At 67.4% G+C, this 25,679-nt stretch carries 19 protein-coding genes and 5 pseudogenes; 14 read left to right on the forward strand and 10 right to left on the reverse strand.

What is annotated here, in order from left to right:
* Window positions 1-41 precede the first annotated feature (41 nt).
* The 6 genes and pseudogenes from ACLJQF_RS18360 to ACLJQF_RS18385 all read left to right on the forward strand — a co-directional run.
* Window positions 42-5,867 (forward strand): SDR family NAD(P)-dependent oxidoreductase, encoded by a 5,826-nt coding sequence (locus ACLJQF_RS18360; protein WP_410610138.1) that lies wholly within the window; start codon window positions 42-44, stop codon window positions 5,865-5,867.
* Between the two features lie 2 nt (window positions 5,868-5,869).
* A pseudogene (locus tag ACLJQF_RS18365) lies at window positions 5,870-6,323 on the forward strand (acyl-CoA thioesterase).
* Window positions 6,324-6,423: 100 nt separating this feature from the next.
* Window positions 6,424-6,908: pseudogene (locus tag ACLJQF_RS18370) on the forward strand (flavin reductase family protein).
* A complete protein-coding gene (locus ACLJQF_RS18375) occupies window positions 6,905-7,078 on the forward strand; it encodes a DUF6222 family protein (RefSeq protein ID WP_378195736.1) in 174 nt (57 codons plus the stop codon). The pseudogene ACLJQF_RS18370 and the gene ACLJQF_RS18375 overlap by 4 nt, the downstream one beginning before the upstream one ends.
* Complete coding sequence (locus ACLJQF_RS18380; RefSeq protein WP_410610140.1) at window positions 7,078-7,626, forward strand: hypothetical protein; 549 nt, start codon at window positions 7,078-7,080, stop codon at window positions 7,624-7,626. Before ACLJQF_RS18375 ends, ACLJQF_RS18380 begins: the two co-directional genes overlap by 1 nt.
* Window positions 7,627-7,674: 48 nt before the next feature.
* Window positions 7,675-7,995, forward strand: a pseudogene (locus ACLJQF_RS18385) (AMP-binding protein); the annotation flags it as partial.
* Window positions 7,996-8,042: 47 nt separating this feature from the next.
* Here the strand turns inward: ACLJQF_RS18385 and ACLJQF_RS18390 are convergent.
* The 5 genes and pseudogenes from ACLJQF_RS18390 to ACLJQF_RS18410 form a co-directional block, all read right to left on the reverse strand.
* Window positions 8,043-8,490: pseudogene (locus ACLJQF_RS18390) on the reverse strand (IS5 family transposase); the annotation flags it as partial.
* Window positions 8,491-8,685: 195 nt separating this feature from the next.
* A complete protein-coding gene (locus ACLJQF_RS18395) occupies window positions 8,686-10,077 on the reverse strand; it encodes a condensation domain-containing protein (protein ID WP_410610141.1) in 1,392 nt (463 codons plus the stop codon).
* A 263-nt stretch (window positions 10,078-10,340) separates the two neighbouring features.
* Entirely contained in the window at window positions 10,341-11,396 is a 1,056-nt protein-coding gene (gene hppD / locus ACLJQF_RS18400; RefSeq protein WP_410610143.1) for a 4-hydroxyphenylpyruvate dioxygenase, read from the reverse strand.
* Window positions 11,396-11,608 carry an MbtH family protein gene (locus ACLJQF_RS18405; RefSeq protein ID WP_410610145.1) on the reverse strand — a complete coding sequence of 71 codons (213 nt, stop codon included), beginning with the start codon at window positions 11,606-11,608 and terminating at the stop codon, window positions 11,396-11,398. Before ACLJQF_RS18405 ends, hppD begins: the two co-directional genes overlap by 1 nt.
* A gap of 17 nt (window positions 11,609-11,625) precedes the next feature.
* Complete coding sequence (locus tag ACLJQF_RS18410) at window positions 11,626-13,380, reverse strand: amino acid adenylation domain-containing protein (RefSeq protein ID WP_410610146.1); 1,755 nt, start codon at window positions 13,378-13,380, stop codon at window positions 11,626-11,628.
* 251 nt (window positions 13,381-13,631) lie between these two features.
* Here ACLJQF_RS18410 and ACLJQF_RS18415 point away from each other — a divergent pair, with 251 nt between their 5' ends.
* On the forward strand, window positions 13,632-14,189 hold the full coding sequence (locus ACLJQF_RS18415) for a hypothetical protein (protein WP_410610148.1): 558 nt from the start codon (window positions 13,632-13,634) through the stop codon (window positions 14,187-14,189).
* 329 nt (window positions 14,190-14,518) lie between these two features.
* Here the strand turns inward: ACLJQF_RS18415 and ACLJQF_RS18420 are convergent, their stop codons facing one another.
* Genes ACLJQF_RS18420 through ACLJQF_RS18435 form a run of 4 tightly spaced genes read right to left on the reverse strand, consistent with a single transcriptional unit; the run spans window position 14,519 to window position 19,132 of the window.
* Window positions 14,519-15,883, reverse strand: coding sequence for a nucleotide disphospho-sugar-binding domain-containing protein (locus tag ACLJQF_RS18420; RefSeq protein ID WP_410610149.1), 1,365 nt, complete (start codon window positions 15,881-15,883; stop codon window positions 14,519-14,521).
* An 11-nt stretch (window positions 15,884-15,894) separates the two neighbouring features.
* On the reverse strand, window positions 15,895-16,737 hold the full coding sequence (locus ACLJQF_RS18425; RefSeq protein WP_410610150.1) for an alpha/beta fold hydrolase: 843 nt from the start codon (window positions 16,735-16,737) through the stop codon (window positions 15,895-15,897).
* Window positions 16,734-17,480, reverse strand: coding sequence for a class I SAM-dependent methyltransferase (locus tag ACLJQF_RS18430; RefSeq protein ID WP_310974013.1), 747 nt, complete (start codon window positions 17,478-17,480; stop codon window positions 16,734-16,736). Before ACLJQF_RS18430 ends, ACLJQF_RS18425 begins: the two co-directional genes overlap by 4 nt.
* On the reverse strand, window positions 17,477-19,132 hold the full coding sequence (locus ACLJQF_RS18435; protein ID WP_410610152.1) for an MFS transporter: 1,656 nt from the start codon (window positions 19,130-19,132) through the stop codon (window positions 17,477-17,479). The genes ACLJQF_RS18430 and ACLJQF_RS18435 overlap by 4 nt, the downstream gene beginning before the upstream one ends.
* Window positions 19,133-19,413: 281 nt before the next feature.
* Between ACLJQF_RS18435 and ACLJQF_RS18440 the strand changes: the two genes are divergently transcribed.
* From ACLJQF_RS18440 to ACLJQF_RS18450, 3 genes are read left to right on the forward strand one after another with little or no spacing between them, the layout of a single operon-like run.
* Window positions 19,414-20,562: a DegT/DnrJ/EryC1/StrS family aminotransferase gene (locus tag ACLJQF_RS18440; protein WP_410610154.1), complete on the forward strand. Its 1,149-nt coding sequence runs from the start codon at window positions 19,414-19,416 to the stop codon at window positions 20,560-20,562.
* 36 nt (window positions 20,563-20,598) lie between these two features.
* A complete protein-coding gene (locus ACLJQF_RS18445; protein WP_410610156.1) occupies window positions 20,599-21,708 on the forward strand; it encodes a DegT/DnrJ/EryC1/StrS family aminotransferase in 1,110 nt (369 codons plus the stop codon).
* A 27-nt stretch (window positions 21,709-21,735) separates the two neighbouring features.
* Complete coding sequence (locus tag ACLJQF_RS18450; RefSeq protein WP_410610157.1) at window positions 21,736-22,368, forward strand: dTDP-4-dehydrorhamnose 3,5-epimerase family protein; 633 nt, start codon at window positions 21,736-21,738, stop codon at window positions 22,366-22,368.
* A 47-nt stretch (window positions 22,369-22,415) separates the two neighbouring features.
* On the opposite strand, the gene ACLJQF_RS18455 is transcribed toward ACLJQF_RS18450, so the two are convergent.
* Entirely contained in the window at window positions 22,416-22,583 is a 168-nt protein-coding gene (locus ACLJQF_RS18455) for a hypothetical protein (RefSeq protein WP_410610158.1), read from the reverse strand.
* 122 nt (window positions 22,584-22,705) lie between these two features.
* On the opposite strand from ACLJQF_RS18455, the gene ACLJQF_RS18460 reads away from it, so the two are divergent.
* From ACLJQF_RS18460 to ACLJQF_RS18475, 4 genes and pseudogenes are all read left to right on the forward strand, one after another.
* Window positions 22,706-23,359: a hypothetical protein gene (locus ACLJQF_RS18460; RefSeq protein ID WP_410610160.1), complete on the forward strand. Its 654-nt coding sequence runs from the start codon at window positions 22,706-22,708 to the stop codon at window positions 23,357-23,359.
* Window positions 23,311-24,401, forward strand: a pseudogene (locus ACLJQF_RS18465) (Tn3 family transposase). Before ACLJQF_RS18460 ends, ACLJQF_RS18465 begins: the two are co-directional and overlap by 49 nt.
* Before the next feature lie 96 nt (window positions 24,402-24,497).
* Window positions 24,498-25,091, forward strand: coding sequence for a PadR family transcriptional regulator (locus tag ACLJQF_RS18470; RefSeq protein ID WP_410610161.1), 594 nt, complete (start codon window positions 24,498-24,500; stop codon window positions 25,089-25,091).
* 98 nt (window positions 25,092-25,189) lie between these two features.
* Entirely contained in the window at window positions 25,190-25,609 is a 420-nt protein-coding gene (locus tag ACLJQF_RS18475; RefSeq protein WP_410610163.1) for a DoxX family protein, read from the forward strand.
* The last annotated feature ends 70 nt before the right edge of the window (window positions 25,610-25,679 follow it).

The following is a 25,679-nucleotide window of genomic DNA, read 5'->3' on the forward strand; positions in this document are numbered from 1 at the left end:
GGCGGACGGGATGCGCGAACGGCGGGAATGTGGTGGTCCTGATGGGTGTCGAGCGGGTCGCGATCGTCGGTGTCGGTCTGTGCTATCCGGACGCCAACTCGCCGGGTGAGCTGTGGGAAAACGTGCTGGCGGGGCGCCGGGCTTTCCGGCGGTTGCCGGACGAACGGATGAACAGCCAGGACTACTGGTCACCCGATCCCGAAGCCCCGGACCGGTTCTACTCGCAGCAGGCGGCCGTGCTGCGCGACTTCGAGTTCGACCGGGTGCGGTACAAGGTCGCGGGGAGCACGTACCGCTCCACCGACCTGACCCACTGGCTGGCGCTCGAGGTGGCGTCGAGGGCGCTGGCCGACGCCGGACTGCCCGGCGGCGAAGGACTGCCGAGGGAGTCGACCGGTGTCGTTCTGGGCAACAGCCTTACCGGCGAGTTCTCCAGGGCCAACCTCATGCGGCTGCGCTGGCCCTACGTCCGGCGGACCGTGGCCGCCGCGCTGACTGAGAAGGGCTGGGGTCAGGACGAGACGGCGACGTTCCTCGGCGAGCTGGAGCAGCGGTACAAGGCGCCGTTCCCCGGGATCGACGAGGACACGCTCGCCGGTGGGCTCGCCAACACGATCGCGGGCCGGATCTGCAACCACTTCGACTTCAAGGGCGGCGGGTTCACCGTCGACGGCGCGTGCTCGTCGTCGCTGCTGTCCGTCGCGACGGCGGCGAACGCGCTGGCCGACGGTGAGCTGGACGTGGCGCTCGCCGGTGGCGTCGACCTTTCGATCGACCCGTTCGAGGTGATCGGCTTCGCCAAGACCGGCGCGCTGGCCACCGGTGAGATGAAGGTCTACGACCGGGGCTCGAACGGCTTCTGGCCTGGCGAGGGTTCCGGGATGCTGGTGCTGATGCGGGAGAGCGACGCGCTCGCCAGGGGCGCGCGGATCTACGCCTCGATCACCGGCTGGGGAATCTCCTCGGACGGCAAGGGCGGCATCACACGGCCGGAGGTCGGCGGCCACCGGCTCGCGCTGGCGCGGGCCTACGGCCGCGCGGGCTACGGCGTGGAAACGGTGTCCTATTTCGAGGGACACGGCACCGGGACCGCGGTCGGCGACGCCACCGAGATCGAGGCGCTCTCGTCGGCCCGCCGGGACGCGGACGCGAGCGCCGAACCGGCCGCGCTCAGCACCATCAAGGGAAACCTCGGGCACACCAAGGCAGCGGCGGGGGTCGCCGGGTTGATCAAGGCGGCCCTCGCCGTATACCACCAGGTGATCCCACCGGCCACCGGCCACGTCGACCCGCACCCGCAGCTGCTGGCGGAGTCGGCGGCGATGTACGTGCCGGGCGAGGCGGGGCTGTGGCCCGCCGAGCGGCCGGTCCGGGCCGGGGTCTCCGCGATGGGCTTCGGCGGGATCAACTCGCATATCGCCGTCGAGCAGGCCCCCGGCGTGCCGCGGCGCGTGGAACTGGACGACACCACGAGGAACCTGGTCACTGGAAGGCAGGACGCGGAGCTGCTCCTGCTCGACGCGGGCGACCTCGCCGAGCTGCGCGAGCGGATCGAAAAGGTGGCGGGGTTCGTCGGCAAGCTGGCGATGGCCGAGCTGACCGACCTGGCCGGGGCGCTGGCGGGCACGCTGACCGGCGGGGCCGCGCGGGCCGCGGTCGTGGCGAGCACGCCGGACGAGGCCGAGCGCAAGCTGACCCGCTTGCTCAGCACGCTCGAAGGAGGGGCGACCAGTGTTTTCGCCGCCGGTGAGGGCGTCTTCGCCGCGGCCAGGACGAGTGCCCCGCGCATCGCATACCTGTTCCCCGGGCAGGGCTCTGGCCGGGGTACCGCCGGCGCGCTGCGGCGCCGGTTCCTCTCGGCCGACGACATCTTCCGGATCGCGAACCTGCCCGAGGGCGGCGACCAGGTGGCGACCGAGGTGGCCCAGCCCCGCATCGTCACCGGCTCCCTCGCGGCGTTGCGGGTGCTCGGCGAGCTCGGTATCGAGGCGGCCATCGCGGCCGGGCACAGCCTCGGCGAGCTGGTCGCGCTGCACTGGGGCGGGGCGATGGACGAGGCGCAGGTGCTCCGGCTCGCCGCGATCCGCGGCAAGGTGATGGCGAGCGCCAGCCACGGCGACGGGGCGATGGCCGGGCTGGCCACCGACCCGAACGGCGTGGAGCGCTTCGCCGACGGCGAAGACGTGGTGATCGCCGGGTACAACGCGCCGAGGCAGACCGTGATCTCCGGCCCCGCCGAGGCGGTGGAAAGGGTGTGCGCGAAGGCGCGGGCCGCCGGCGTGACCGCGACGAGGATCAACGTCTCGCACGCGTTCCACTCGCCCGCCGTCGAACCGGCCGCCGAGGCGCTGACCGAGCAACTGGCCGGGTTCGGGTTCGACCGGCTCAGCGGGGCGGTGGTGTCCACCGTGACCGGTGAGGTGCTGCACGGCGCCGAGGACCTCGGCGAGCTCCTGCGCGACCAGGTCGTGCTGCCGGTGCGGTTCCGCGAGGCCGCGGCGAAGGCGGCCGAGGGCTGCGATCTCGTGCTCGAGGTCGGTCCCGGCCGGGTACTCGCCGGGCTGCTCGAGTCGATCGCGCCGGGTACCCCGGTGCTGTCGGTGGACACCGACAGCGGCTCGTTGTCGTCGTTGCTTTCCGTCGCGGGCGCGGCGTTCAGCCTCGGCGCGCCCGTGCGGACCGAGGCCCTGTTCGAGGGCAGGGTTGTGCGGCCGATCTCGCTCGAAGGCGATATGACCTTCCTGGCCAGCCCATGTGAGTCGGCTCCGGCGATCGACGCCGCGCTGGTGTCCGCCGAACCCGCCGAGCGGCCAAGGCAGGAAGCGGCCGAACCGACCGGTGGCGGTGGCAGCACGCTGGATCTGCTGCGCAAGCTGGCCGCGGAGCGCGTCGAGCTGCCGCTGGAGACCGTCACCGCGGACAGCCACCCGCTGGACGACCTGCACCTGAGTTCCATCACGGTCGGCCAGCTGGTCAACGAGGTGACCAGGGCGCTCGGCCGCCCGCCGCTGGAGGGCATGCCCAACGTCGCCACCGCGTGCCTCGGTGACCTGGCCGAGATGATCGACGAGCTGGCCGAGACCGAGCAGGCCAAGGACAAGACGTCCGGGGCCGGCGAGGTGCCGGGCGTCGAGCCGTGGGTGCGCTCGTTCGCCGTGGACTACGTCGAGCGGCCGCGCCCGGGCGCCGATCTCGGCTCGGCGGGGGGCGCGACGCACGAGTGGACCGTGTTCGCCCCGGACGGCCACCCGCTGGCCGAACCGCTGCGAGCCGCGCTGGCCGGCGCGGGGGTCGGCGACGGCGTGCTGCTGTGCCTGCCCGCCGACTGCGGTGCCGGCCACCTCGGCCTGTTCCTCGACGCGGGCAGGGCGGCGCTGGCCGCACCGACCGGTACCCGGTTCGTCGTGGTGCAGCGCGGGCTCGGGGCGGCCGGGCTGGCCAGGACGCTGCGGCTGGAGGACCCTTCGACGCGAACCACGATCGTTGACCTCGACGACATCGTGCCCTCGGGCGACGCGCTCGCCGACGCGGTGTCCACCGTGGTCGCCGAGGTGGCGGCCACGACGGACTTCGCCGAGGTGCGGTACACCGCCGACGGCAGGCGGACCGTGCCGATGCTGGAGGCGAGGCAGGCGAGGACGGTCGAACCCGGCACGTCGCCGCTCGGCGAGGGCGACGTACTGCTGGTCACCGGAGGCGGCAAGGGCATCACGGCCGAGTGCGCGCTGGCGATCGCGAAGGATTCCGGGGCGAAACTGGCCCTGCTCGGCAGGGCCGACCCGGCCGAGGACACCGAGCTGGCGGCCAACCTGTCCAGATTCGACGCGGCGGGTGTGCGGTACCGCTACGTGCGGGCCGACGTGACGTCGGCCGGGCAGGTGGGCGAGGCGGTCGAGCAGGTGCAGGCCAGCCTCGGCCAGGTCACCGCGGTGCTGCACGGGGCGGGGCGGAACGAACCCGCGGCCCTGTTCTCCCTTACCGAGCAGGGATTCCGTTCGACGGTGGCGCCCAAGGTGGACGGCCTGAAAGCGGTACTGTCCGCTGTGGACGCCGACCGGATCAAGCTGCTGGTGACCTTCGGCAGCATCATCGGCAGGGCGGGCCTGCGCGGAGAGGCGCACTACGCCACCGCCAACGACTGGATGTCCGAGCTGACCTTGCGGTTCGGCCAGGAACACCCAGGGGCCCGTGTGGTGGCGATGGAGTGGTCGGTGTGGTCCGGCGCCGGGATGGGCGAGAAGCTGGGCGTGGTCGAGGCGTTGCAGCGCGACGGCATCACCCCGATCTCCACCGAGAACGGCATCGACGTGCTGCGCCAGGTGCTCGCCGACCCAGGGGCGCCGCCGGTGCTCGTCGTCGGTGGCCGCACGGGCGGGCTGGCCACGCTGCCCATCGAGCGGCCCGAGCTGCCGCTGACCAGGTTCGTGGACAGGGCCGTCGTGCACTACCCCGGGATCGAGCTGATCACCGAGGCCGATCTCGCCGACGGCAGCGATCCCTATCTCGGCGACCATCTGCTCGACGGCGACCTGCTCTTCCCCGCGGTGCTGGGCATGGAGGCGATGACCCAGGTGGCCGCGGCGGTGAGCGGGCGGACGGGCTCGCCGCGGCTGGACGGCGTCGAGTTCCTCCGGCCGATCGTGGTGCCCCGCACGGGCTCGACCACGATCAGGGTGGCCGCACTGGTCCGCGACCAGGACACGGTCGACGTCGTGATCCGCAGCGGGGACACCGGGTTCGGCGCGGACCACTTCCGGGCCAGGCTAAGGTACTCCGGCCCCGAGCCGGAACGGGGCGAGGTCACCGGGGCGCACGAGCTGTCGGCGGTTCCGGTGGACCCGGTGACCGAGCTCTACGGCAGCGTGCTGTTCCAGGGCAAGCGGTTCCAGCGGCTGCTGGCCTACCGCAGGGCGAGCGCGCGGCAGGCGGTGGCCGAGATCTCCACCAGGTCCGAGGCCGCGTGGTTCGCGCCGTTCCTTCCGCAGGAACGGATCCTGGCCGACCCGGGTACGCGGGACGCGATGATGCACGCGATCCAGTGCTGCGTCCCGGACGCGACGCTGCTGCCGCAGGGCATCGAGCGGCTGTACCTCGCCGACCGCGAGCGGCAGCAGGCCCTGGAGTACGTGGTGCTGGACGCGGTGGAGCGGTCGCAGGACGGCGACACCTACGTCTACGACCTCGACGTGCGGGCCCAGGACGGCGAGCTGGTGGAGCGCTGGGAGGGGCTGACCCTGCGGGCGGTCCGCAAGCGGGACGGCGCCGGACCGTGGGTTCCGGCCGTACTCGGATCCTATGTGGAGCGTGCGCTGGAGCGGGTGCTCGGTGGCCACCGGGCGGTGGTAGTCGAGCCCGACCCCGCCGACGGCGACGTCGGCACGACCGCGCAGCGCAGGGCACAGACCGAGCTGGCCGCGAGCAGGGCGGCGGGCAGGCTGGTGCGGCTGCGCTACCGCCCGGACGGCAAGCCGGAGGCGGACGGGTTCGAGGTCTCGGCCTCGCACACCGCGGGCCTGACGTTCGTGGTGGCCGGTTCCGGCAAGCTCACCTGCGACGCCGAGGCCGCCACCGAGCGCGGCGAACAGGACTGGGCCGGCCTGCTCGGCGCCGAGCTGCTCGCGGTGAGCGACCTGCTCGCCGTCGAGTCGGGCGAGCCGGTGACGGTGTCGCGCACGAGGGTGTGGACCGCGCTGGAGTGCGTCCGCAAGACCGGTGAGCTGACCCAGTCGCTGGCCGTGCACCGGGTGCATCAGGACGGCTGGGCCGTGCTGTCCGCTGGCGGGGCGAAGATCGCGACCTGGGCGACGGTGGTGCACGACCGGCCCGCCCCGGTGGTGTTCGCGGTACTCGCGGGAGAGGAAGCCTGAGCATGACGGACTACTACGAGATCCGGCACACCGTCGGGTTCGAGGAGACCAACCTGGTCGGCAACGTCTACTACGTGAACTACCTGCGCTGGCAGGGACGTTGCCGGGAGACGTTCCTCAAGGATCAAGGCACCGACCGTGCTGGCGGAGGTTCGCGACGACCTGAAGCTGTTCACGCTGAAGGTCGAGTGTGAGTTCTTCGCCGAGATCACCGCGTTCCACGAGCTGTCCATCCGGATGCGGCTCGAGGAGCTGACCCAGACCCAGATCCAGTTCAGCTTCGACTACGTGCACCTGCACGAGGACGGCGAGATCCTGGTCGCCCGCGGCAGGCAGCGGATCGCGTGCATGCGCGGCCCGAACACGAACACCGTCCCGGCCAGGGTTCCCGAGGAGCTGCGTGCCGCGCTCGCTCCGTACTCGGCGAACGCGGCCATGCTGACCGCGGGAGGATGACGTGGCCGACGACGGTTCCGCAGGTGACCATCGGCCGATAGCCAGGTTGCCGCGCCCGCCGACGCAACGGTTGTCGAGGCAGGCCTCGCAGCGCGAGGTGATGGCGCAGTTCGCCACCGGGGTCACCGTGCTCACCGCGGGCGGCCGGGACGGCCACGGGATGACGGCGAACGCGTTCACGTCGTGTCGCTGGAGCCGCCGCTCGTGCTGTGCTGCGTGGCCAAGGCGGCGCGGATGCACGAGGTGATCATGTCCGCGCGGTCGTTCGCGGTTTCCGTGCTCGCCGGGGACCAGCAGGAGGTGGCGCGGCACTTCGCCGACTCGCGGCGGCCGCGCGGCCGGGCCCAGTTCGACGCCATCGAGTGGGTGCGCGGCCCGCGTACCGGTACCCCGCTGGTCGCCGGTGCCCTTGCCTGGCTGGAATGCGAGCTGGTCAAGGTGTACGGCGGGGGCGACCACTCGATCTTCGTCGGCGAGGTGCTCGAAGCCACTCGCGGCGTGGGTGATTCGGCGCTGCTCTTTCACGGCGGCCGGTTCGAGCACACCGGCACCGTGCCAGCCCACGACAGAAAGGCCATCTCGTGACTACCAACCAGGCCGCGGTGCCCGTCCCGATCGAGCCGAGAACCCCCGAACCGGATGGCCGGCTCGGCCGGGGCATCGTGTGGAGCGACCTCGTCGCCGAAATGGAACGCGAGTGGGCGCGGCGAGGCCGCGAGAACCACGACGTCCGGGAGGACCGGAGGGCCGCCTGATGAGTTCCGACCCGGCCGAGCACTCGCGGCCGCCGGCCGGAGTGCGGGCGGCGAGCCTGCGGGTGGTGCGGCCCGGCGACGTCGGCGAGCCGGAACCGGAGCAGGCCCCGCCGACGATGGGCTCGCTCAGGCAGCGGCACGGCCTGCTGCGCGCGGAGATCGTCGCGGGGAACCGGAAGGCGGTCGAGCGGCAGCACTCGCTCGGCAAGCGCACCGCGCGGGAACGGCTGGAGCTGCTGCTCGATCCGGACTCGTCCACCGAACTGGACATCTTGGAAAAATGCAATATCGTGGCGCGCCGGAAAATTCGGCATACCACTTCCATTCTATCGACAATTCAGCGACACACTATGTTGGGCGCGTATATTTCGATCGGCGGAACGCTGTTGTCGGTGGACGACAACGACATGATTGCAGAATCGAACGATACGGCCACGGAATTCGCCGATTCCGAGCGGTTGCTGCACGAATTGTTCCACCACGCCGCGTTGCGGCACTCCGAAGAGCCGGCGGTCATCCACCCGGGCGGGCAGCTGACCTACCGGTAGCTCGGCGACCGGGTGAACAGGCTCGCCGCCCGGCTGCTCGCGACGGGTATGCGGCCCGGTGACGCCGTCGCGATCGTCATGGGCAAGGGGTGGGAGCAGGTCGTCGCCTCGCTCGCGGTGCCCGCGGCGGGCGGGTTCTTCGTGCCGGTGGATCCGCGGGTGCCGCGGGATCGGTTGCACCACCTGCTCGACCACGCGGGCGCCGCCGTCGTGGTGACCCAGCCCTGCCTGGTCGAAGGGGTGGACTGGCCGGACGGCGCCGTCGTGCTGGACGTCCCGGACACCGAGCCGGGCACGCGGGAGCCGGTGAGCACGCCGGACCGGGGCCCGGACGACCTCGCCTACGTGATCTACACCTCCGGTTCGACCGGTGCACCCAAGGGCGTGATGATCAACCACCGCGGTGCGGTGAACACCACACCAACGACAAGTGGCACCCCACCGCGTTCGGACATGACGTGGATCTTCGAACCGGGCTTGCCGCGGTCGACCAGGCTCGGCCCGGTCAGCGATCCCCCTCTTCGCACGCACCGATGCCGCATCAACGATGACGCGGGACCAGTCGATCAACCCACAGCTGCCCAACTCCTCCAATACCGCATGGTGAAGCTGACGCCACAACCCAGCCTTGGTCCACTGGCCGAAACGTCGGTGCGCGGTCTGAAACGGCACCCCGAACAACGGCGGCAGATCCCGCCACGAACACCCACTGGCCAACACGTACACGATCGCGGTGAACACCGCACGAGCCGGCAACGGCGCCGTCCCGCCACCCTGCCGACAAGCCCGGAACTCCGGAACCAACGGCTCCACCAGCACCCACAACTCGTCCGGCACCAACCGCATCGACAACCGATCAACCACGACCCAAGATCATGGACACAAGATCATAAAATCCACGTGAGACACGCTCTTAGAGAGGCTGTATTAGATCCTGTTGGCATGGTTGAGGAATTGGTTCCTGACGAGTTGTGGCCACAAATGCGTGCTGATTGCCGGTGTTGCCGAGACTATGAATCGCTCACTTGTCGTCGAATGGGCTCATCACCGCTGCTCCAATCACTCGACCAAATTACGCGACGCACTTCGCAGAAGCAGCACCACGCCGTCGGGGCCGGTCACCAAGTTCTTCAGTTCAGCACGGAATCGGCTCACCCACTGCGCGATAGAGCTTCGGTCAACGAGCCCGTCCTTGTACGCGATGTTACCGATAAGCTCGCCCGTCGTGTCAACGGTGAGTGTCCACAATACGCCGTCCGGGATATCCGACGTGCGTGATTGTGAGCCGAGCCGCCGCCGAATCTCACTGTACTCCAGGTCCCCCACTCGGGTGCCGTCGAGAGGGAAGGGAAAGGGAAAGACTTGGAAGATGATCGGAACCTCATTGTCCACCGCCATCGGTCGCATGAACTCGGGTGCTTCGCCCGGGATCGCCGGAATGTCGTGGACGTATGCCTCCAGACAGGTGTTTCGAGTGAGCTGCAGCACGTCCCGATACTTGGTGCATGCCGTGACATCCATGCGGATCGGTACGAAATTGAAGAATAGACCGACCGCCTCGTCGAAACGGCCATATTCACGGCCAGGCGTCAATGTCGGCGTGGAGATGTCCGTCGCTCCGGACATCCGGTTGACCGCGATCGTGAAAGCGGCGAGGAGCACCATAAAGGAGGACCCACGCACTTCCCTGGCTAGCGCGGACACGCCAGCCATCAGCTCAGCGTCCACTTCGAACCGGTACATGGCTGTTGTCTGCGGCAAGCCCCTCGATCGCGGCCGGTCCGCAGGCATGGTCAGGGTTTCCCCACCTCGCAGCTTATCCTGCCAGTAATGACGCGACGAATTCTCGGCGGGATCGCCCAATCTCGCAAGCTGCCACGTCGTGAAGTCGCGATACTGCTGCGGCTCTGCGAGCTCATGGCCCTCGTGTCCGGTCCGGGTCGCATATCGGGCCGCGATATCGCGAAAGATAACCTGCACGGACCACCCGTCCGCGGCCGCATGGTGCACGACGAGCACGAGCAGGGCGTCGTGGTCGTCGAACCGGTTGAGGACCGCGCGAAGTTTCGGTACCGAGGATGCGCCGAAGTCGGCCGTCTCCTCCTCGACAAGCAAGGCGTCGATTCGGCGTCCCCGCTCTTCCGGCTCGATCCCTGGAAGGTCCCGAACGGTCAGTTCCGCGGGAGTCGGCTGATGGACGACCTGGCACCGCGCTTCCGGATCACGGATGATCACAGAGCGCAACGCATCGTGGCGCACGATGATGTCATCGAGCGCGCTCTGCAACGCCTGCACGTCGACCTGTCCATGGATGCGCCACCCGTGGACGATATGGTGACGAGGACCAAACGGCCCCTCGGCGTCGCCCTGATCGAGGGCACATAGGAACTCTTGATTCGCTGACAGCGGCCACCGCTCGCCAGCGCCAGTCGAAGTTTCCATGGTCGTCATGGTTTCTTACCTTCTGGCCAGGTGTTTCGGGCCGGTCGTAGGGTTCGCGGCTCGACCGCTAATCGGGATGTGCGAGCTGATCGCTGTGTAAGGACACGTCGGCGAGGTCGTCTGCTGGGACCATGACCCAACCGAATGCGGAGGTGACCGTGCCGGTGACCTGGGCGGTCGACCTCAACACCGGTGGCGCGGCGCTGCTGATCGCGTTGTTGGGTCAACCACGACCAGCGACTGAGTGTGCGAAAGCGGGAACGTGTCATCGCTCATGCTGCGCCCTCGATTGCACCGTGGCTTTGCATGACCGCCTCATAGAGCGCCTTGATGTTTCCGCTCCCGAAAGTTGTCGCGCCAAGGCGTTCGATCAGCTCGACGAAGAAGGTATTGCGCGGGCCGACCGGCTTGGCGAAGATCTGGAACAGCTGCCCGTCATGGTCCTCATCAGCCAGAATGCCACGTACGCGCAGTTCTTCTATTGAATGCCTTTCCAGGTCAATCCGTTCATCCAAACGGTCGTAGTACTGTCCGGGCGTTGAAAGGAACTGAACACCAGCCGCCTGGACCTGGTCGACCGCCCGCACAATGTCCGTCACCCGGAGCGCCACATGCTGAATCCCCGCACCGGCGTGGTCACGCAGGAAGGTGTCTATCTGGCCTGGCGACTTGGCCAAGTCCGGCTCGATCAGAGTGAAGGTGACGGCGCCGGAGGTACTTTGCACAACCTTGGAATTCATAGATTGTCTACCAACGAATATCTTCTCCTCGTACACGACGCGGAAGTCGAGTACCTCTTCGTAGAACGCCACGGTCGAATCGAGCTGCCCGCCGGGCAGGCAGACAGCGAAGTGGTCGATAGCAGGAGCGCCGATGTCACGCGCGGAAGGCGGACCGGCCAGGGGAAGCGGTCCGCTCGCGGCGCGCTGCACGAAGGTATGGGCGACATCCGCAAAGGCCAAGACGCGCGCCGTCACCACCCCGTCATCTTCGGTTGGCCCGTGTAGCGGTACAGCGCCGCGACTTACCGCCTCGTGGAACGCAGTCCGAGCGTCGGCCACGCCGAGCCCGATGTCGGCGACTCCGTCTCCGTGTCGGGAGACGTAGATGGCGGCCTGATGGTCAGGTACACGCGGCTCGGTGAACAGCAACCGGATGTCACCGCGCCCAACTCCGACGGTGCGGCTTCGGCCGTCTTCGATCCGCTGGAACTCCGACAAGGCATAGCCTCGGGTCCACAGGTCCGCCGCTGATGCGGAATCCTGGACGAAGAACCGAACGTGGTCGACCCTCATGCCCGTATAGACAGAGTTCTGCTCGAGCGCCATCACGCCGCACCCTGGTTGCGGCCAGCACCACGTGGGCGGAGGTCGGTCCAGTTCTTCGCGACGTAACGCAGACAGGACGTGCGATCTGTCGCAGCGAGGGCCACCCGCCAGCCCGCGGGCACCACCACGAACTCGGGCCAGAGGGAGTGTTGACCGGCTTCGTTGACCAGCACGATGAACTGGCCGTCCTCGCGGTCGAACGGATTCGACATATCCGGAATCCTTCCTGTTAGCTCGCCCTGGCGACCTGGTCGCCGTGAATCGCGGTGATGTGCTGGTCAATGAGCGCGACGGTGGGGATATCGAATATCTCCACTACGCTGAGCTTCACGCCCAGCTCAGCCTCGATGCGCAACACGAGTCGCGCCGCCTGGAGCGATTGCCCGCCCAGATCGAAGAAGCTGTCGTCGAGGCCGACTTGGTCGACATTCAAGGTCTTGCCGAAGATGGCGCACAGCGTTTCCTGACGTGGGCTGAGCGGCGCACGATGTTGCTTGGCCCGGTCGAACTCCGGCTCCGGCAGAGTATCTCGATCCACCTTCCCGTTGACGGTTACCGGTATCGCGTCGATGGCGGTGAACGCGGCGGGCACCATGTAATCGGGCAGAGCCCTGGCCAGGTGGGTGCGCAGCCCGCCGAAGTCGACGCCGCCCGCACAGGGGACGACGTAGGCGGCCAACCGCTGATCCTCGTCGCTCGAGGTGCCGACGACCACCGCATCCGCCACGGCCGGATGCGTTCGAAGTGCGGCCTCGACCTCTCCCAGCTCGACCCGGAAGCCACGGATCTTGATCTGCTGGTCAGCCCGCCCGAGGAACTCGAGCGAGCCGCCGGCGGTCTGCCGGACCAGATCACCGGTACGAAACATCCGCTCGCCCGGAGCGCCGAACGGGTCCGCAACGAACCGCTCCGCAGTGAGATCAGGGCGGCCGACATACCCCCGCGCCAGGCAGCCGCCCGCAACGTACAGTTCGCCGACCCCACCTTCGGCTACTCGGTTCAAGCTCTCATCGAGCACGTAAAGTCGCTTGTCATCGAGAGCCTGACCGAGCGGGACGAAAGCACCGACCTGCGCGTGCTGCGTCAACGGCAACTGGGTGGCGAACAGAGTGGTCTCAGTCTGTCCGTACATCACTCTAACCCGGATATCCGGATTTGCGGAAAGGATCCGACGCACCGCCTCTGGCGAGACGACGTCACCACCGGTCATGACTTCACGCACGGATGAAAGACAGGCAGGATCCTCCTCGGCAACGAGCCTGAAGAGCCCCGATGTCAAGTGAACTGCGGTCGCGTCGCCCCGCTTAAGATCGTCGCGCAGCGCATCGATGTCGAACTCGCCCGGGTGTGCCAGGACAATTTGTCCACCACGCAATAGCGGTGCCCACAATTCAAACGTCGACATTCCGAATGCATACGGTGCGATCATGAGAATCCGACTGAACACTGAATCGTTCCAGGTCTGGTCTTCGATGAGCCCGATCACACTGCGGTGAGAAACTCCGACACCTTTAGGCGCGCCACCCGATCCTGAAGTGAAGAGAACGTAGGCAAGCTGGTCCTCAGCTACCGAAACCACCGGTTCGGACTCTGGCGTTTGTTCAGCGTCACTGGCCGTGATCACCTCGCCGAAGCTGGACAGCGTGGCCGCGGGCGTCGAACCGTCGGTGATTACCATCCGCACCTTGAGTTGGTCGCTGATCGACCGCAGTCGCTCCGTCGGCATCGTTGTGGCCAGGGGCACATACGTGGCGCCCGCCTTGATCACCGCGAGTGTCGCAACGACCAGGTCGAACGACCGGTCGAAACATACCGCTACGGGCTGCTCTGCTTCCACTCCACGCTCGATCAGAAGGTTCGCTAAGCGATTGGCCCGGCGGTTCAGTTCATCGAAGGTCAGAAACCCGTCGGCTGACCGCACGGCAACCGCTTCGGGCCGCCGGCGAACCTGATTCAAAAAGGTCTCTGGCAGTGTAGCGGCCATATCGAAGCTCCCATCGGCATATTTCCCGGCGCGGCAGGACTGCCGGTCTGCACAAGTCCATGCCGCTCCGGCCTGCCCTACTCTCTGAGTCTTCCAGCCGCCAACGAAGGCTGCGTCTTCGATATTGCGACCAGGCCAACACACCCCAGCGTGGTTCGAAGGGTGAGTTCTGGCCCCGTCTACGGGCGTGCTCTGGCCCCACCAAAGTCGTCGGAGGAGGATGCCGTCGCTGTTGACCGTGGGGGCGCAGCGTGCAACGGAGCAAGGTCGAGTTGTTCGCGGCGATCCGGCGGGACTCGAGGATCGAGGGCTTGTCGGTTCGGGCTCTGGCGCGCAAGTATCAGGTGCATCGCCGGACGGTGCGCGAAGCGTTGACCTCGGCGTTTCCGAAGCCGCGGAAGAAGCAGCCGCCGCGTCGGTCTCGGCTGGATCCGTTCAAGCCGGCGGTTGACGCGATGTTGCGTGCGGATCTGGACGCTCCTCGCAGGCAACGGCATGCCGCGAGGCGGATCTTCGATCGGCTGGTCGCTGAGCACGAACTGGAAGGCATCTCGTATGCGACGGTGTCGGACTACATGGGCTGGCGCCGCGCCGAGGTCCGGCGCGAGTCGGGCCGGGAGCCGGCCGAGGTGTTCATCCCGCAGCCTCATCGGCCGGGCGCGGACGCCGAGGTCGACTTCGGCGAGGTCTGGGTGCGGCTGGCCGGCCGGTCCACCTGCTGGCGACCCCGAGCTTCTTCCCCTCGACAACTCGCTCGCGGTGGCCGTCGACATAGTCGACGACCACCGCGAGCGGAACCTCCCATTTAGGCGTGGAATCGTCAGACGCTCCTTGATTTGCGGTCGAGCTCCGCGGCGGCGAAAAACACCGAGGCCGTCTCCAGGACCTCATTCGCCCGCCGCAACTCACGCACCTCGCGTTCCAACTCGGCGATCCGTGCCGCATCATCGCTGGTGCGGCCGGGTGCCGTGCCGGCGTCGATCTCGGCCCGCTAGACCCACGTCCGCAACGCCCCCGGGTGCACGTCCAACTGGCCCGCGACCCGGCAGATCGCCGCCATCCGCTGACCCTCGGCCGCGATCGCTCCGTGAGATCAGAGCCTGCACAGAACCCGGGGCGCATCAGTCGAGATCCACAATCAGCGTTCCTGGGCGAGTTTCTCGAGCCACGGCACGAGTTGTGCGGGAGTCGGTGTCGACGCCCACTCCTCCTCCCGAAGTCGGAGCGCAGCGTCGCGCACTTCGGGGTCCTCGACGACGCGACGCAGCATCGAGCGGATCTCGGAGATTGACTGCTTCTGGTGGTCGAGCCGGCTCCCCGCACCCCGGTCGGCCAGGTAGTTCGATGTGAGGGTCGAGTAGCCTTGTTTGGGCGACGTTCGATCCCACTCGACGCCGTCCGGGGTCGCGCGGCCGAAGAACCTCGTCGGCTCGTCGGTGTCGCACACTATCTGCGGTACGGCATTGGCGAGACCAGCTATGACGGTCCCGAAGCTCCCGTGGTTGACCAGCGCGGAGCAGGTCGGCAGCAGTTGTGACAAGGGGACGTAGTCCATGGCGCGAACGTTGTCCGGCAGCGTCCCGACCTGATCGGAGAGCTGGTCCTTGTTGAGGGTTGCGATCACCTCGACGTCCAGCCCGTCCACCGCCTCGAGCAGCGCCGGGATCCGGCCCGTGCTGTCGCCCTTGTCGACGGCCCGGGCGGAGACCCCGAGACTGATCGCCATTCGCGGTCGCGTTGGTTCGTCCCGCAACCAGCGCTCGGACACGCTCCCGCCGCTGTAGGGCAGGTACCGGACGGGAACGGTGGGAGTCCGGGTGGGTAGCCGCATGCCCGCGGGGATCGGATCGAGCGTCGCCTGCCCCAGCAACAGCTCGTCGTCGACCGTCACGCCGTGGTGGTCGGCCAGCGGTTGCATCGCCTCCGCCAGCATGCTCGGCAGTCCCCTGCTCACGAACCGCTCGTGAGCCCACGCTGTGTAGTCGGGAGAGATGAGGGTACGGACATGGGCCGCTCCGCTCGCCTTGGCTGCGACCGCGCCGCAGGGGAACCACGGCTCCCACAGCACGAGATCCGGGCGCCAGCTTTTCGCGAAAGCGACGATATCGTCGATGTCCTCGCGCGGCCGCGGCGGTTGGTAGTTCCGGATGGCGAGGATCGCGTAGTGGTAGAAGACGTCCCACATGTCACGCTCGACGCGCTCGTGCACGGACAACGCCCGCACGTATCGCTCGGTCTCGTCCGGGTTCGGGAGCACGTCGGCGTAGCCCGGGTCGTCGCAATCGTGTACCGCCAGCGGTGTCTGCGGCCCACAGGGTACAGCGACGATGCCGGACTCGGTTACGCGCTGCGCGAAGTCCGTGGATATGATGCCGGAGGGGGAGGGGAACCCGGACGGCGCCACCACCCGCACATCGTGACCCGCGCTCTGCAACGCCCACGCGTAGGGTACGAGCGGCCAGAAGTGAGCGGGCGCCGGAAAGCACGTGATCATGACACGCATGGCTTCTCCATTCACACAGTTGTGCGGGCAGGGGACTCGTCGAGCAGGAAGTCGCCGACCGGGCCCTTCAGCCTCTCGGCGTCGATGACGTGCGGTCCTTCGGCGACGACGCCGCGCTGTGCCGAGGGGACACAGGCGACCACGGCGTCGGCCGCCTCACCGAAGAAGTTCGGTCGGAGCTCGCTCATTGTCGGGTGGTCCTGCGACGCGCTGCCGTTGAGCACAAGCGTGGGCACGCGGATCCGTGAGAACCGCTCGGCCGGTGGCTGATTGGTGGTCCCCATGCAGGCGGCGTCGTAAGGCAGCGTATGAGCCAGACTGATCAGGTGTGACCACTTCGGATGCTTCCTTGCTCGCCGCACCGACTCCTCCGGCGAGCCCCAAGCGCGCATCGAGAGCTCGAACGCCTCGGACCGCTGGCCCTCGTCGAGCAGGGCCCGTACGCGCTGTATGTACCGACGGTGCTGAACCTCCGCGTCCGCACCCATGTCGTAGGGCAAGTCGTAGACGACCAGCCTGTTCATCGCGACACCAGCCGCCGCTGCCTCCAACGCCAGCGCCCCACCTGAGCACGCCCCGAAGACATGGGGCGACCCGCCGGCTTCGTCGATCACCGCGGCCAAGTCCTCGATCTCGCGGCGAACGGCGTACGGTGCGACGTCCCCGCTGTCGCCCCGGCCGCGCCGCGCGTAGTTGTAGACGGTGAACCGCGACGCGAGTTCGAGACCGAGCGGAGCGTTCTCGGTGCCGTCGTCCATCGCCCCACACACGAGTACCACGGCGGGACCACTGCCGAAGCGCTCGTACGCGATCCGCGTCCCGTCCGGGGAGCGCACTGTACCGAAGGTGCTCATGACGGCTCCCCCTCGCCTTGGGTTTCGGTGCTGGAACCCTTGACTGCGACGAAGATGCCCCGCCCGTTGATGCCTTCGGCGGAGTACGTTGCGGGGCAGCCGGCTTCCTCGAAGGCCTGCAGGTACTCATCCTGGGTGAAGAGCATGAGTTCGTGGACCTGGGTGACCTCCCGGATCCCTTCGGCGCGGGCGATGAGGTACCGGGTCTCGAGCCGCGAGTGACGACCTTGACTCGAGGTGTGCGATACCCGAGCGATGGCGCTCCCCTCGACATGCGCCGAGTCGGCGGCGAGGTACCCGTCGAGGAAATTCTCGGGGAACCACCAGGGCTCGACGACGAGCACGCCGCCGGGAACCAGGTGTTCGGCCATCGCCTGGATCGCCGCATGGAGTTCCTCGCGGCTCTCGACGTACCCGATGGCATGGAACAGGCAGGTGACGGCGTCGAACCGGCGCGGCAGCCGGAAGTTGCGCATGTCGCCGCGGTGCACCTGGGACGGGAAGCGGTCCCATGCGCGCCGCAACATCGGCTCCGAGAGCTCGACCCCCTCGACGTCGCCCACCAGCTCTGCGAACGTCTCCAGGTGGGCTCCTGTCCCGCAGGCCACGTCGAGCAACGATCCGGCGTGCGGATACCGCTCGCGCACGAGCGCGACGACCGCCTCGGCCTCACGCACCCAGTCCTTGCCACGAGCCTTGTAGACCGTCTCGTAGATGTCGACGAAATCGGCTCCGTACGTCATCGGCTCGTCCGCGAATGCTCGGTGTCTTCGGCGCCGTCGATGCCCTGCTCGTCCACGAGGTCGCGAACAGTGCCGCGGTCGTCGGTCGACGCATCCGTATCCGTGGGCGAGGCGGTGCCGCCATCGTCGGCCCCATCCTTGCCGTCCCCGTGGGCTGGGACGTGGCGCAGCGAGATGCCCGCGACGACTGCGAGAACGAGCGCGACTACACCCCCGAAGGCGGCGGCCACGTTGAGCCCATCGGTGAATGCCTCGGCCGCCTTACGCGCCAGCTCCTCACCGGCCGGCCCTGGAGTACCCTGGGCCACCGACATCGCGCCGGCGACGCTCTCCCGTGCGGTCGCGGCGTCGACGCCCGGAACAGGGTCACTGAAGGCGCTGCGGTAAATGGCCGCGGCGATGCTGCCTGTCAAGGCAATGCCGAGGGAGACACCGAAGTCACCACTGGTCTCCGAGACAGCAGCCGCCGAGCCCGCCTTCTCCGGCGGAGCCGAAGTCATGATGAGCCCGGCTCCCAATGCGCCCGCCGGACCGGACCCCAGCGACGCCACCACGAACCCGGACATGAGCAGGGCCACGCCGCTCTCCGGGCCAACCTGGGTCACCGCGACGAGCCCGAGCACCGAGATGATCATGCCCGCAACGATCACTTTGCCCGGCGGGATGCGGCGCGTGAACGCCGGGGCCAGCATGGACCCGACCATGCCCGCGAACGTGGGGGCGATCAGCCACAAGCCCGTCGAGAGCGGGGAGTAACCGGCCACCGATTGGAGGTACAGCGCGACGAGGAAGGCGTACCCGGACATGATCCCCATCAGCAACATGAGGGTCGCTGCCGAGGCGAAGACCCGGTTGCGGAACAGCGAGACGTCGAGGAGCGGCTCGGCGAGACGACTCTGCCGCCGCACGAATATCACGCCCGCGAGTACCCCGACGACGAGGGCAAGGACGGCGATGACCGTGAGGCCGTTCTTGGCGATCTCCTTCACGCCGTAGACGAACGGGAGGATCGCGACGAGCGAGAGTACGACGCTGAGCAGGTCAATGCGGCCGCGGATCTCGCCGCCCCGCGCCTCGGGCAGCAGGAAAGGAGCGGCCACCACCAGCAGGACCATCACAGGTACTGGAAGGAGGAGCGTTGAGCCCCACCAGAAGTGCTCGAGCAGGACGCCGCCGACGACCGGGCCGAGCGCGATACCGCCCATGAAGCAGCTCATATAGGCGCCGATGGCCATGGCATGGTGCCGCTTGTCAGTGAACAGGCTGTTGAGGAGCGCCAGCGTCGAAGGCATGAGAGTTGCTCCGGCGATGCCGAGTACACCACGCGCCGCGATCAGCACCTCGATGCTCGGCGAGTACGCGGCCACCGCCGACACCACGGCGAACGCGCCCGCCCCGATCAGAAGCAGGCGCCGACGTCCGATGCGATCACCGAGATTCCCCATGGTGATCAGGAGTGCGGCGACCACGAAACCGTAGATGTCCAGAGCCCACAACTGCTCCGTCGAGTTTGCACCGAGATCTACCGACAGAGCCGGCACCGCCACGTACAGAATGCTGAGATCCATGGCCATCATCAGCGTCGGCAGCGCCAGGATGACGAGCCCGAATACCGCTCGTTTCCCGTGCTCGCTTGGGGTTAATTCGGCCACGAGTACTCCTCCGATAGTGTCGGACGTTGCTCGATTCGCATCGTGCCACGCCGAAAGGCCGTTCCCTCAAATATTTATTAAAAAGAGTAACACGGTCCATCGGACGGCGAAACGGAGAATTCCACGAACCGAACCTGGACCTATCCCACCGGTTTCGTGAGATTCTCATAGTCGGCGAGTGCACGGCAGCCTGGTCACCGGCAACGGTGATCTGCATACTCATTATCACAGACGAAAAGGACCAGCCACCGGCTGGAGACGTCGGAGTACAGGAGGCCTCGGTGATCAGAATCTTCCAGCCGACAGTGGGCGAGGACGAACTTGCCGCGCTCGCAGAGGTCTTCGACTCGTCCTGGTTGGGCAAGGGTCCTCGGGCGGATGCTTTCGAGCAGGCGTTCGCCGGGCACCTCGATGTCGACGCCGAACAGGTGGCCTCGATCAGTTCGTGCACGGCAGGCCTTTTCATAGCTGCGAAGCTCGCCGATCTCGGCCCGGACTGTGAGGCAGTGCTGCCGACCGTCAGTTACGTCGCCGCGGGCAATGCAGTGGCCGCGACGGGTGCGCGTCCTGTCTTCTGCGATGTCGACGAGCGGACGCTGAACCCGACCGTCGACGACGTCGAGGCAGCACTGACCAAGCGGACCCGGGCAGTGGTCCTTCTCCATTACGGAGGCTACCCGGGCGATGTCGTCGAGATCGCCCGTCTGTGCCGGGAGCGCGGCATCCTGCTCATCGAGGATTCGGCCTGCTCGGTCGCGTCGCGCGCAGGCGAGCAGGCGTGTGGAACCGTGGGCGATATCGGGCTGTGGAGCTTCGACAGCATGAAGATTCTGGTCACCGGCGACGGTGGCATGCTGTGGGCCCGCGACCCCGAGATGGTCGCGCGCGCCAGGAAGCTGGCGTACCTGGGGCTGGAACAGTTCAGCGGGCTGTCGCAAGCACCCCTGGTCGACTCGCGCTGGTGGGAGTTCGAGGTCTCGTCGTTCTCCGGCCGCTCGGTCATGAATGACATGCAGGCGGCGATGGGGCTGGTGCAGCTCCCCAAGGTGGAGGCATTCGTCAAGCGCCGCAGGGCGGTCGCCGAATTCTACGACCGCGAACTCGTCGACTTGACCGGTGTTCGCACTCCCCCGCCGCTCCCCGCCGACCACCGGTCGTCCTATTACTTGTATTGGGTCCAGATGGAGCCCGAGGTGCGCGACCGGGTGGCGAAAACGCTCCTCGACCGCGGCATCTACACCACCTTCCGCTACCCGGCACTGCACCGTGTCCGGGCTTACGGATCGGCGGCGAGCCTGCCCCGCGCCGAGCGCGCTGTCGACCGGACGCTCTGCCTGCCCCTGCACCAGGCGCTGACCGACGCTGACGTAGAACGCATTGCCGCGGAGTTCCGCAATGCGGTGTCGTCGGCCTCCGCGAACTCGCGATAAGACGCCCCGCGACCGAAAGCAGAAATGGAGTTGACGATGACGGTCCACGTATGGGGCTATCTCGACGAGTACCAGCAGGAGCGCGAGGAGATACTCGAGTGTGTCGACACGGTCTTCAGCTCCGGAAAGCTCATCCTCGGCAAGAGCGTGCACATGTTCGAGCAGGAGTTCGCCGATTACCATAGCGTCGCACACTGCGTAGGCGTCGACAACGGCACGAACGCCATCAAGCTTGCACTGGAGGCGTTCGGCATCGGTCCGGGAGACGAAGTCATCACCGTGTCCAATACCGCGGCTCCCACCGTTGTCGCGATCGTGTCGACAGGTGCGACACCGGTCTTCGTCGACGTCCGCGAGGATGACTTCCTGATGGACACGACCCTCATCAGTGCTGCGATCACGGCTCGGACCAAGGCGATCGTCCCGGTCCATCTCTACGGACAGTGCGTCGACATGGCCGCTGTGAGCGCGATCGCCCGTGAGCACGGACTGGTCGTGGTCGAGGACTGCGCCCAGGCACACGGCGCCCGCCAGCATGGACAGGTTGCCGGTACTTGGGGGGATGCCTCCAGCTTCTCGTTCTACCCGACCAAGGTCCTCGGTGCGTACGGCGACGGCGGTGCGGTGCTGACGCCGCACGAGGAGACCGACCGTGCACTGCGCCGCTTGCGCTTCTACGGCATGGAGTCCGACTACCACACCGTCGCGACGCCGGCGCACAACAGTCGACTCGACGAAGTGCACGCCGAGATTTTGCGGAAGAAGCTCACCCGGCTGGATCGCTACATCGACCAACGACGCGCGGTCGCAGCGCGCTACGGGCGCGATCTTGGCGATACCGCGCTGACGCTGCCGTCGACCGTGAAGGGAAACGAGCACGTCTACTACGTCTACGTGGTGAGGCACCCGGCACGCGATTCGATCATCGCGGCGATGCGGGAGCATGGTGTTCAGCTGAACGTCAGCTACCGGTGGCCGGTTCACCTGATGACGGGGTTCGCCTATCTCGGGTACCGAGAGGGCTCGCTACCGGTAACGGAGAAACTCGCGGGCGAGATCTTTTCCCTGCCGATGTTTGCTTCGCTGCGGCGCGACGATCAGGACCACACCGTCGAAGCCCTTCGTGACGTGCTGGGAAGAATCTGAGACGGCTCGACGAAAGGGAGTAGACACGTGGAGATCCGAGAACTGGCTGTCGAGGGTGCGCTCGAGTTCACGCCCTCGGCGTACCCCGACGAGCGGGGGCTCTTCGTGGCACCGTTCCAAGGACCCGCACTCGCCCAGGCGCGGGACCAGGACACGTTTCCCGTGCGACAGGCTAACCAGAGCCGGTCCCGGCGCGGGGCGCTCCGCGGGATCCACTACACCCGAACGCCGCCCGGAGTCGCGAAGTATGTGAGCTGCGCCCACGGTAGCGCCCTGGACATCGTCGTCGATCTGCGCGTGGGCTCACCGACCTACGGACGGTGGGAGTGCGTCGAGATGAACCAGGAATCGTTCCGGTCGGTGTACTTCCCTGTGGGGGTCGGACACGCCTTCATCGCCCTCGAGGACGATACGGTGATGTCCTACATGCTGACTGGCGGCTACGTCCCCGAGGACGAACTCGCAGTCTCGGCGCTGGACCCTCGATTGGCGCTGCCGATCCCGGACGGGCTGGAGATGATCCTCTCGCCCCGGGACCGGGACGCCATCTCGCTCGAGGACGCCGCCCGGCAGGGACTGTTGCCCGAGTACGACCGGTGCGTCCAGCTCGACGCCGAGCTGCGGCGACAGGGCGACGGCGAGGATCTCAAGTCCGCCTGACCATCAGCGCCTCACGGCGCGCCCGCACCTGGGGGTGAGCTCTGCATTCAGGTCGCTCGGCGATAAATCAGATCAAGGTCGGTTTCCCAGGTCTCACCATCGGTGGCCTTCTCCCAGCGACCTGTGATCGTGTTGCCATCCGGGCTGATCGTCGCCGTAAAGCGCTGCGGGTACGGGTCAGCGTTGCGCCAGAGCTTCCCTTCGTGATCGCTCATCGCCATCTCGTAGATACGGCAGACCCCGCGCCCGTCGTAGTGCAGAAGGTGACCGGTAAGGAGAACATCCTCTTTCAGATTGCCGATGCTCTCTGCAGCGTCCCGATGACGCGGTCCGAGAGGTGGTGTTCCCGGCGGTGACCGGCGGCGAGACGACGCTACGAGAGTTGGTACGGGTGGCCCGGATGGTGTACGAGGTTGCCACGTTCCAGGCGCTGCGGGAGCTGTTGCGGTGCAAGGAGATCTGGGTGGTCGACGCTCAGGCGTGGCGCAACCCCGAACAGGATCTGCCGGCCGACTTCGCCCAGCGCCGTCAGGAGCACTATCGCGAGTTGCGCAAGCCGTTGGACCCGAGTGTGTTCATCGACCAGCTGTGCACCGAGATGACCACCGCCCTCGAACAGCTCGACGATGCGTTGCCCGGGCTGGACTGGTTGGAGGTCACCGACCGGGCGTCCGGGCCGATCACCTTGTCCAAGCACGAGGCGGCACCGGAGCCGGTGAGTCTGCGCCGGCTGAAGGCCGAGGTCGGCCGGGGATGGGGCACCGTCGCGCTGATCGACGTGTTGAAAGAGACGGTGCTTGCGCACCGGTTGCCTGGACCAGGTCAGTGCCGTCGCCGTCGGCGGCGCGCTGCCGGTCGACGTGCTCGGCGAGCGGCTGATGCTGGCGATCTACGCCTACGGCACCAACACCGGCATCCGCGCGGTCGCCGCCGGCGGCGGGCATGCCCACAGCGAGGGAACAGCTGCGCTACGCCCGGCGCCGCTACGTGACCCGCGAGGCCGCCGCTCAGGTCGCCGTCGCGATCGCGAACGCCACCTTCGCGTCGCGGCGGGAGTCGCTGTGGGGGCCTGGGTCGACCACGGTCGCCTCCGACCCGACCCACGTCAGCTCCTGGGATCAGAACATCTTCACCGAGTGGCACTCCCGCTACGGAGGCCGCGGCATCCTGATCTACTGGCACGTGGAGCGCGGCTCGATGGTGGTGCACTCCCAGCGGCTGCGGGCGTCGGCCTCGGAGGTGCACGCGATGGTCGAGGGTGCGGTCCGGCACGGCAACACCATGAGCGTGGAGAGCAACTACGTCGACTCCCACGGCCAGTCCGAGATCGTCTTCGGCATCACCCGGCTGTTGGGTTTGACCTGCTGCGCCGGATCAAGGCGACTAACAAGATCCGCCTCAACCGACCGGTCGCCGGGCAGCCGGAGGCCTACCCGCGGCTGGGACCGGCACTGACCCGTCCGATCCGGTGGCACCTGATCGGTCAGCAGTACGACCAGATGATCAAGTACGCCACCGCAATCCGCACCGGCACCGCCTCCACCGAGGCGATCCTGCGCCGCTTCACCCGGTCCGCGTCCCACCCGACATACCAGGCGATGCTCGAAGTCGGCCGCGCGCAACGCACGATCTTTGTGGCCCGCTACGTGCGCAACCGGGAGCTGCAACGCGAGATCACCGAAGGCCTGAACGTGGTCGAGGCGTTCAACCGGGCCAAGGCGGTCCTGTACTACGGGAAGGGCGCCGAGATCGCCTCCAACCGGGCCGACGAGCAGGAGATGAGCGTGGCCTGCCTGCGGATCCTACAAGCCGCCCTGGTCCACATCAACACCCTGCTCCTGCAGGACGTCGTCGCCGAGGAGGCGTGCGCTGTCCCGGCTTCGTCCCGCTCGACGGCGTTGTGCAGCGCCGCACCGGCGAACACCAGATCGCGCAATGTCGCCGCCTCCGGCACGGTCAGCCCGCATCGGGTTCGGCGTGCTCACCGCGGTCAGTACCGGGATGCTCATATGCTAGAGCCTGTAAGTGAGTGAACCGAGCGCAGGCAGCGCTTGCGCTGGCTGCCGAGGCGATTGAACTTTGTCGAGCAGCGCGGAGCGAGTCCGAGCAGATTGAGCGGAGGTGGGCGCATGTCGGCGACGAAGCTCCTGGTACTCGGTATCGTGCACCTCTCCGGCGGCGCGCATGGCTACCAGGTGCGGTCCGAACTGCAGAGCTGGGGTGCGGAGATTTGGGCCAAGATCAAGCCCGGCTCGATTTATCACGCACTGAAGAAGGCGGCGGCTGATGGCCTCCTCACCGAACACGCCGAGCCGGGCAACTCCGGGCCGGAGCGCGTTCTGTACCGCGCGACAGCTCGGGGACGTGACGAGATAGTCGAACTGGTCCGCGACGGCCTGCGGCGCACCCACGACCCGGACATGCTCAACGCGGCCATCGCCATGTTGCCCATGCTGACCAGGACAGATGCCATCGCGCACGTTAGCGAGCGGGTCGCGCACCTGGAAGCGGAGCTCGTAGGGCAGGCCAAGGGGTGGGAGAACCCGAACCCCGGCATTCCCGAACACGTCCGCGAGCAGGTCGAACTGTGGGCGGGACAGGCACGCACCGAACTGGAGTGGGCGAAGAGCCTGAGCAAACGACTGTCTGAGGGCGCCTACACCATGGCCGATGATCCGGGTTCGTGGCAAACGGTCCACGATCCCCTCAAGATGCGCTTCTAATCAACCTTGACTAGACGTTCCTCCTCGTGGCACTCTGGCCAAGTAATCAAACTTGACTAGCTCGACCAATCCGTTCGCCGATAGAAGGAGACCGTGCGATGAGCACCACAGTGCACACCAACGCTCCGGCGATCGCCCGCAAGCCTGGCCGCGCAACCAACGTCGGGTTGTGGGTGCTGCAGGCAGGCCTGGCCTTCCAGTTCGCCGGGGGCGGCATCATGAAGGTCACCGGCGCACCCGTCATGGTTGAAATGTTCACCGAGATCGGAGCGGGTCAGTGGCTGCGCTACGTGGTCGGCGTCCTGGAGATCGCCGGCGCGGTCGGGCTGCTGATCCCGCTGCTCTCGAGCCTCGCCGCTCTCGGGCTGGCCGCCGTGATGGTCGGCGCGGCCATCACCAACGTGTTCCTTCTGGAGGAGAGCCCGTGGCTGCCACTGGCCCTCCTGGTCGGAGCTGCGGTGATCGCCTGGGCTCGCAGATCCAGGACCTCAAGCCTGGTCGACATGCTCCGACGGTGACGAACACGCATCGAGAAGTGGGGCGAAGCCATGAACGAGATGACACTCCGCGTGACGTCCGCCGACGGCA

Source organism: Amycolatopsis sp. lyj-109, assembly GCF_046548995.1.
GTDB lineage: Bacteria > Actinomycetota > Actinomycetes > Mycobacteriales > Pseudonocardiaceae > Amycolatopsis.

What these genes read in the sequence shown, in the direction of transcription:
- ACLJQF_RS18475 (WP_410610163.1), top strand. Translation starts at nt 25,190, where the DNA reads ATGAGCACCACAGTGCACACCAACGCTCCGGCGATCGCCCGCAAGCCT.
- ACLJQF_RS18420 (WP_410610149.1), bottom strand. Translation starts at nt 15,883, where the DNA reads ATGCGTGTCATGATCACGTGCTTTCCGGCGCCCGCTCACTTCTGGCCG.
- ACLJQF_RS18395 (WP_410610141.1), bottom strand. Translation starts at nt 10,077, where the DNA reads ATGACGACCATGGAAACTTCGACTGGCGCTGGCGAGCGGTGGCCGCTG.
- ACLJQF_RS18455 (WP_410610158.1), bottom strand. Translation starts at nt 22,583, where the DNA reads ATGAGCGATCACGAAGGGAAGCTCTGGCGCAACGCTGACCCGTACCCG.
- ACLJQF_RS18380 (WP_410610140.1), top strand. Translation starts at nt 7,078, where the DNA reads ATGAGTTCCGACCCGGCCGAGCACTCGCGGCCGCCGGCCGGAGTGCGG.
- ACLJQF_RS18445 (WP_410610156.1), top strand. Translation starts at nt 20,599, where the DNA reads ATGACGGTCCACGTATGGGGCTATCTCGACGAGTACCAGCAGGAGCGC.
- hppD (WP_410610143.1), bottom strand. Translation starts at nt 11,396, where the DNA reads ATGGCGCTCGAGCAGAACTCTGTCTATACGGGCATGAGGGTCGACCAC.
- ACLJQF_RS18430 (WP_310974013.1), bottom strand. Translation starts at nt 17,480, where the DNA reads ATGACGTACGGAGCCGATTTCGTCGACATCTACGAGACGGTCTACAAG.
- ACLJQF_RS18470 (WP_410610161.1), top strand. Translation starts at nt 24,498, where the DNA reads ATGTCGGCGACGAAGCTCCTGGTACTCGGTATCGTGCACCTCTCCGGC.
- ACLJQF_RS18425 (WP_410610150.1), bottom strand. Translation starts at nt 16,737, where the DNA reads ATGAGCACCTTCGGTACAGTGCGCTCCCCGGACGGGACGCGGATCGCG.
- ACLJQF_RS18405 (WP_410610145.1), bottom strand. Translation starts at nt 11,608, where the DNA reads ATGTCGAATCCGTTCGACCGCGAGGACGGCCAGTTCATCGTGCTGGTC.
- ACLJQF_RS18410 (WP_410610146.1), bottom strand. Translation starts at nt 13,380, where the DNA reads ATGGCCGCTACACTGCCAGAGACCTTTTTGAATCAGGTTCGCCGGCGG.
- ACLJQF_RS18360 (WP_410610138.1), top strand. Translation starts at nt 42, where the DNA reads ATGGGTGTCGAGCGGGTCGCGATCGTCGGTGTCGGTCTGTGCTATCCG.